The sequence below is a fragment of the Corallococcus sp. AB030 genome, from assembly GCF_003668965.1.
GTDB classification, from domain to species: domain Bacteria; phylum Myxococcota; class Myxococcia; order Myxococcales; family Myxococcaceae; genus Corallococcus; species Corallococcus exiguus.
Genome location: NZ_RAWQ01000327.1, coordinates 1 through 6,954 on the forward strand (window position 1 = coordinate 1; position 6,954 = coordinate 6,954).

General features: G+C 69.3%; 5 protein-coding genes. 3 read left to right on the forward strand and 2 right to left on the reverse strand.

Annotation, left to right across the window (positions count from 1 at the left end; genetic code table 11):
- Positions 1-247: 247 nt before the first annotated feature.
- Complete coding sequence (locus tag D7Y15_RS45010; protein ID WP_158629210.1) at positions 248-592, reverse strand: alpha/beta fold hydrolase; 345 nt, start codon at positions 590-592, stop codon at positions 248-250.
- A gap of 3 nt (positions 593-595) precedes the next feature.
- Here D7Y15_RS45010 and D7Y15_RS41305 point away from each other — a divergent pair, with 3 nt between their 5' ends.
- Both D7Y15_RS41305 and D7Y15_RS41310 read left to right on the forward strand, forming a co-directional pair.
- Complete coding sequence (locus D7Y15_RS41305; RefSeq protein ID WP_158629211.1) at positions 596-1,246, forward strand: LysR substrate-binding domain-containing protein; 651 nt, start codon at positions 596-598, stop codon at positions 1,244-1,246.
- A gap of 57 nt (positions 1,247-1,303) precedes the next feature.
- A complete protein-coding gene (locus D7Y15_RS41310; protein WP_121756013.1) occupies positions 1,304-2,197 on the forward strand; it encodes a phosphatase PAP2 family protein in 894 nt (297 codons plus the stop codon).
- A 147-nt stretch (positions 2,198-2,344) separates the two neighbouring features.
- Here D7Y15_RS41310 and D7Y15_RS46185 read toward each other — a convergent pair whose 3' ends face one another.
- A complete protein-coding gene (locus D7Y15_RS46185) occupies positions 2,345-3,787 on the reverse strand; it encodes a GntR family transcriptional regulator (RefSeq protein WP_233605291.1) in 1,443 nt (480 codons plus the stop codon).
- Positions 3,788-4,828: 1,041 nt separating this feature from the next.
- Here D7Y15_RS46185 and D7Y15_RS41320 point away from each other — a divergent pair.
- Positions 4,829-6,954 (forward strand): CHASE3 domain-containing protein (locus tag D7Y15_RS41320; protein ID WP_121756014.1); only part of this gene is annotated, 2,126 nt, incomplete at its 3' end.

A 6,954-nucleotide genomic window follows, 5' to 3' on the forward strand; every position in this document is an offset into this window, starting at 1 on the left:
AAGTCCTCCTCAAACTCCTGGCCCACAACATCCGCCGGCTGCTGACACGCAGCCGGCTTTTTTGCGTCTACTTCGTGCTGGAGGCGCCTGCCTCCCTTGAGGCTCAGTAGCCAGTCAGCCTGCACCCTTATTCTGCGCAGACCTCCAGTCGGACAGGTTCTGGAACACCGCCGCTGGAGCCGCGCTGCTGCGGGAACCTGCCCGACAAGCCACCAGGGGCGCCTGGGCATAAGGCTCCTCAGGCGATTCAGCGCGCGGAGAGGAAGTCCTCCACCTCACGGGCGAGCAGCGCGGGTGCGGAGACGTGGGCCACGTGGCCGTGCCCCGGCAGCACTCGGAGCGACGCGTGGGGGAGGACTTTCGCCAGGGCATGGGCAGGTTCCGCGAGAAGCACCTGGGGACTCTGGTCGCCCAGGAGCACGAGGGTGGCGGTGTCAACGGCGAGGAAGCGCTCCACGCCCATGGGGAGGTCCGCCACCGCGCCGATTTCGCGCAGGAAGGTCTCCATCATGCCGAGCAGGGTGCCCGCTTCCACGAGCGCTGCGTGCGCGCCCTCACCGAACTTCGCGACGCGGAGTCGGAGCTCGCCCATGCCGTGCGCACCCCTCGCGGCCGCGGCCGCGTCTCCGTCCCGGAGATGCTCGCCCTGCGGCTCATCATCCCCAACCTCCAGCGCTTCCGCCGCGAGTACCCGCACCTGGAGCTGGATCTGGACGTCAACGACCACGTGGCCGACATCGTCGGAGACGGGCTGGACGCGGCGGTGCGCTGCGGCGAGCTCACCGACTCACGCCTCATGCGCCGCCGACTGGGCCCCAAGCGCTTCATCCTTTGCGCCTCTCCCTCCTATCTCCAGGTGCACGGCACGCCGCGCTCGCTCGACGCAATCCAGGAACACGACTGCATCCGCTACCGCTTCGTGTCCACCGGCCGCGTGGAGTCCTGGGCCTTGCGCCAGCCCGCGGGCGCCCCCTCGCCGCGCATCCCGGAGACCTTCGTCTTCAACAACAGCGAGGCCGTCACCCACGCAGCCCGAGCGGGCTTCGGTATCGCCCAGTTCGTGGAGCTGATGATCCGCCCGGAGCTGGACGCCGGCACGCTGCGCCCCTTCCTCCGCGAGCACTCCCTGGAACGCGGCGCGCTGTGGCTGGTGTGGCCCCAGGCCCGGCGCACCCCGCCCAAGGTGAAGGCCCTGGGCGACTTCCTGGCGCGGCTCGTCGAAGAGGACGAGGCCGGGGCGCGCTGAGCCCGCACCACCCGGATTGCGGGAAAAGGGCTGAGCGCCCTTATGCTCCGCCGCCCCATGCTTGCTTCCTACCGGACCCTCGCCACCTTCTGCCTGCTCGTGCTGGCGCCGCTGACCCCGGCCGCCGCACAGGACACCTCCGACGCGCCGCGCGCGCTGCGCTTCAACTGGACGCGCGACGGCATCATCACCGGCACCGCGGGCGTGCTGTGGATCTCCACCGAGTCGGTGTTCAAGGACAACCTGGCCCCGGCACAGTGCCGCTGGTGCGACCGTGCACCGGACGGCACTGACCGGCTCAACCGCCTGGACCGCTGGGGCCGAGGCATCGCGGGCAACACGGAAGCGTCCCGCAAGCGCGCGGACACCTGGAGCAACATCATCGGGTTCGCGGGCCTGCCGCTGGGCCTGCTGGGCACCCAGTACGCAGTGGGGCGCAGCAGCGGCGCCTCCACGGAGTTCTTCGCCCAGGACGCCACCATCATGGTCCAGAGCGCCGTCCTCGCCTCCGTCGCCAACCAGGCCGTGAAGTTCGCCGTGGGCCGCGAGCGGCCCTTCGTCCACGTCCTCCCGGAGGCGGAAAAGGGCCTCACCGCGCACCCCACCGACAACAATCTGTCCTTCTACAGTGGCCACACCAACCTGGCCTTCTCCCTGGCCGTGTCCGCCGGCACTGTCGCCACGATGCGCGGCTACAAGCACCAAGCCGTCGTCTGGGGCGTGGGTCTGCCGCTCGCCGCCTCCGTGGGCCTCTTGCGCATGGGCGCGGACAAGCACTACCTGTCCGACGTGGTCACCGGTGCCGTGCTGGGCACCGCGTTCGGCGTCGCCGTGCCCCTGCTCCTGCACGGCCGCGTGGATGACACCCCGCCCACCAGCGCGCGGCCGTCCTCGGTGTCACTCAACCCGATGGTCGGGACCCAGATGGTGGGCCTGTCCGGAGCGTTCTAGCCACGCTCCGCCAGAAGTTCGCGAATACATCCTGCGCGGCGGCAAGGCACGGACGGATGCGTCCTCGGTCCATCGGCGCATGCGCGCCTCTTCAGGCGTCCGCGCAGAGCCTCATGAACGACAGCGAGCATGAAGGGCTGTCGTCGCTCATGAAGCAGGAGGGCTTGGGGAATGGGCCATGGACCGCCAGAAGCGTACGGCCCAGCGCCCCAGCGAAGCCCAGGGGTCCATGAAGCGTCTCGCCCACGTTGCGACACGCCCCGCGGAGGATTCAGCGGGAACCAGTGGGTCGAGCCTCGGGCTGCTGGAGGCTCCCTCCGGAGGCGAAGCGCCAAGACATCTCTGACGGTCGGCCAGGTCTTCCCAGGCAGCGCCCACCTCGTCCCGCCCTGCGTGCTCCCCACCAGCCTCACAGGAGACAAGCCCTGGCGCGGATGAAGCCACCCCCTGCACGCTGTCCGACTCCACAAGGAGGGCCTGCGCATCGAGGCAAGGTGCAATCCCAAGTGGCCCGGTGTCCTCGGCGATGGGCGTGAGGCAGCAGAGGCCATGAGCATCAACGCTTGGGCATACCTCCAGCGTCTCGGACGGCTCAATGGTTGGCGTGGGAGCTCCGATGCCACGACTCTCCCCACAGGGGCGTGCCTCCGGCGCATCATCCTGCTCGGCGGTGGACGCGACGCATTCGGCGCCACTCGCCTCAATGCAAGGACATGCATCCAACGCTTCGTCTTGCGTGGTGGCTGACGCGGGGGCGCTGGCGCAACGCTCCTCAACGCAAGGGCGTTCCGCCGGCGGTTCCTCCAGCCCGTTGGCTGATGCAGGCGCACCGACGATGCCTTCTTGAGTGAGGTGGGCCTCGGGGGACGCAGGTTCCTGGGGCGCAGGGGCAAAGGCATTCAGTACGCGCTCATCGCGCGCCTTCAGCAGTGCTGGCAGCTCATGCTGCAGTGCCTGCACGTCGCGCTCGTTCAGAATCGCCATCACGCGGAAGGCCCACTCGCGCAGCGCCGCTCCGCCCATGAGCGGCAGCAGTTGGGCGGCTCCTCCCATGAATGCCCGCTGCAGGGACTGAATGAGGAGCACGTGCCCCGGACGCGCCGCCACCCGCGCCGCATGCCGAAGCAACTCGAACTCCGCCTGCGCGCAGGTTTCCCCCGACTCCCAGTGCGCCGCGTCCTGGAGCTGGTAGCACGTGCTCCCCAGCCGGTCCAAGTCGAGGTCCGAGGCCCTCGCGCAGCAGTCGGCCAGAAGCTCCACCAGCACCTGCCGCTTGAGGCTGAAGTAGCCCTCCAGAAGCCACCGGGCATCCGGGTTGCTCGCGTCATGCAGCGCCAGCCCCAGGTTCTCCAGCGTCAGCGACTCATCCAGCGGCACCGCGCGCGTCTTGCGTCCGGGACGCTGAAACACCAGCCCCCGTGCCGCCAGCCGCCGCAGCGCCTCGCGGATGGTGCCCCGACACACCTCATAGCGGCGCGCCAGCTTCGCTTCGGAGCCGAATTGTCCGCTCGGGTGCAGACGCCCCAGCGCGATATCGCGCTCGATTTGCGCCTCCACATAGGCCACGAGTCCTCGCCGTTCCATCCCCATTCCCCCTCCTCGTCACAGCATCGCCATCCAACCACAGGGGTCTGACATGGACGTGCGAGCCCACCAATCCGTGTCATCGGGTGGGCCGCAGTCCGGGACCCGGGCGGCGAAAACCTGTCCGACTGTCGGACAAGTTTTGAGGCAACCGGGCCCGGTCGGGGACATCTGCCCGCGCCCCCAATTTGGCGTTTGCGCGCGCATGACGTCGCGCCCCCGCCGGGCGGGAGCGGCCTCGGGCCCAAGCGGCGAAATCCGTCCGACTGTCGGACAGGTTTTGAGAGAGCCGCCCCCATGCGGGCGGCTCTGATCGTGGCCCCACCTTGGTGTCCGCGCCCGCACGACGTCGTGGCTTGCCGCTCCGTTCCGCGAAGCGAGCGTCTTCGGCTTCATGCGGTGCGAAGCGGTCCGACTGTCGGACAGGTTTTGCGGCGACCAGCCCCAGGTGGGCGACGCTGCTCGTACACATGATTGGGTGACCGCACGCGGACGACGTTGCGGGTCGCCGCTGCATTCCGCCAAGCGCGCGGCATCGGTTTCATTCGGTGCGAACCAGGCCAACTGTCGGGCAGGTTTTGCGGCAACTGGCTCCAGGGGGACGATGCTGCTCGTACACATGATTGGGTGACCGCGCGCAGATGAGGTTGCGGTTCGCCGCTGCTTCCGCCAGGGGTGTGGCATCGGTTTCATTCGGCGCGAATCGGTCCGACTGTCGGACAGGTTTTGCGGAAACCGGGCCCGGGCGGGAGCATCTGTCCGTGCCCCAGTTTGGGCTTCGCGCATACGCGACGTCGCGGTCCACGGCTGATCCGTGAGGCGAGTGCCCGCTTGGGGAACTTCGGGTCGCGGCCTGGGTTGACGAACTGCTGACGCCCTCCCGGGTCACGCGTCTTCGCCGGGCGCGCACAAAGCGACACTTCGGCCCCTCGGGTCCCGGGCGTCCCCTCCTGACATGGTAGTCAATCCGTTCACCTTCGTCGGACGGGCTCCTTCCGTGCGCTCCACTGTGACTGCTTGCCTTCCGTGCGCCCCTGGGCGGTGTCCATGAGCCCGCCCCGCGTGAAGGATGCTCCGCGCGTCGAGCGCTTCGGACCGGCGCTTCCCCCTTCCACGTTCACCGGATTCGCCGTGGCGGCGCTGGCCGTGCTCGCCATCGCACTGCTCTCCTACCGCACGCTCAAGACGCGCGCGGCCACGGGCGAGATGGTGACGCATACGCTCACCGTCGCGGCGAAGTTGGAGGAGGTGCTGTCCACCGTGAAGGACGCGGAGACCGGGCAGCGCGGCTTCCTCCTCACGGGCGCGGAGAGCTACCTCAGCCCCTACTCCCTCGCGAAGAAGACGCTGCCGGAGAAGCTCGCGGAGCTTCGCGGACTCATCGCCTACAGCGCCGTGCAGCAACAGCGGTTGGACCGGCTGGAGGGCGCGGTCACGGAGAAGCTGGCGGAGCTGCAGGAGACCGTGGACCTGCAACTGCGCGGTGAGGGCCGGCAGGCCATCGCCGTGGTGAAGGAGGACAGCGGCTTCGCCGCCATGCGCACCATCCGCGCCACCGTGGAGGAAATGGAACTGGAGGAGCGCGCGCTGCTCACGAGCCGGTACGAGGAGTTCCAGGCGTCCGCCAACCTGTCCCTCGCCGTCACCCTGAGCGGCTCCGTGCTGCTGTTCGCGCTGCTGGGCATCGCCGCGTATACCGCCGCGCGCGACTTCCGGGCCCGCGCCATCGAGTCGTGGCTCCAGACCGCCCAGACCGAACTCGGCGTGCGCATGCAGGGCGACCAGCGCATGGACCGGCTGGGAGACAACATCCTGCGCGTCCTCGCCGACACGCTCGACGCCCAGGTGGGCGCACTCTACGTCGCGGACACGACGCACCACTTCCGCCGCGTCGCGGGCCACGCGCTTCCTGCGGACCTGGATGCGCGGCATGACACGCTGGCTCCCGGCGAAGGACTGGCCGGACAGGCCATCAAGGACGGCCGGGCCTGCCACCTGCGCGACGTGCCCGAAGGCTACCTGCCCATCTCCTCCGGACTGGCTCGGGGCCGTCCGCGCCACGTGCTCATCGCGCCCTCCCAGGTGGACGGACAGGTCAACGCGGTCGTGGAGCTGGGCTTCCTGCACCCGGTGCACCCGTCGGACCTGGAGCTGCTCCAGCAGGTGTCGGACGCCATCGCCGTCGCGGTGCGCGCCTCGCTCGACCGCACCCGCCTGGAACAACTCCTGGAAGAGACGCAGCGACAGGCCGAGGAGCTCCAGGCCCAGCAGGAGGAGCTGCGCGTCTCCAACGAAGAGATTGAAGTGCAGAGCCGCGTCCTCAAGGAGTCCCAGGCGCGACTGCTGAACCAGCAGGCGGAACTGGAGCAAACCAACGCCCAGCTGGAGGCCCAGGCGCGCCTCTTGGAGAACCAGCGCGACGACCTGGCCCTGGCGCAGGTCACGCTTACGGAGAAGGCCTCGGAGCTGGAGCGCACCCACCGCTACAAGGGCGAGTTCCTGGCCAACATGAGCCACGAGCTGCGCACGCCGCTCAACAGCTCGCTCATCCTCGCGAAGCTGCTGGCGGACAACAAGGAGGGCAACCTCACCGCCGAACAGGTGAAGTTCGCGCAGACCATCGGCTCCGCGGGCAACGACCTGCTCGCCCTCATCAATGACATCCTGGACCTGTCGCGCATCGAGGCGGGCCGCGTGGACGTGCAGTTGGAATCAGTGGGCCTCCAGCCCTTCGTGGAGAACCTGGGCCGCACCTTCCAGCCCATGGCCGAGCAGAAGGGTCTGCGCTTCACCACCACCGTCGCGCCGGGCGTGCCCCCCACGCTGGAGACGGATCCCCAGCGGCTGGGCCAGGTGCTCAAGAACCTGCTCGCCAACGCCTTCAAGTTCACGGACTCCGGCGAGGTGACCCTCACCGTCGCCACGGAGGGCCCGGGGCGCGTGACGTTCAGCGTGCGCGACTCCGGCATCGGCATTCCGGGCGAGCTCCAGGGGCTCATCTTCGAGGCCTTCCGGCAGGCCGACGGCAGCACCCACCGCAAGTACGGCGGCACCGGCCTGGGCCTGTCCATCTCCCGCGACCTGGCGCGGCTGCTGGGCGGCGACGTCACCGTGCGCAGCGCGCCGGGCGAGGGCAGCACCTTCACCGTCACCCTCCCCCTTCGCCCGGGAAC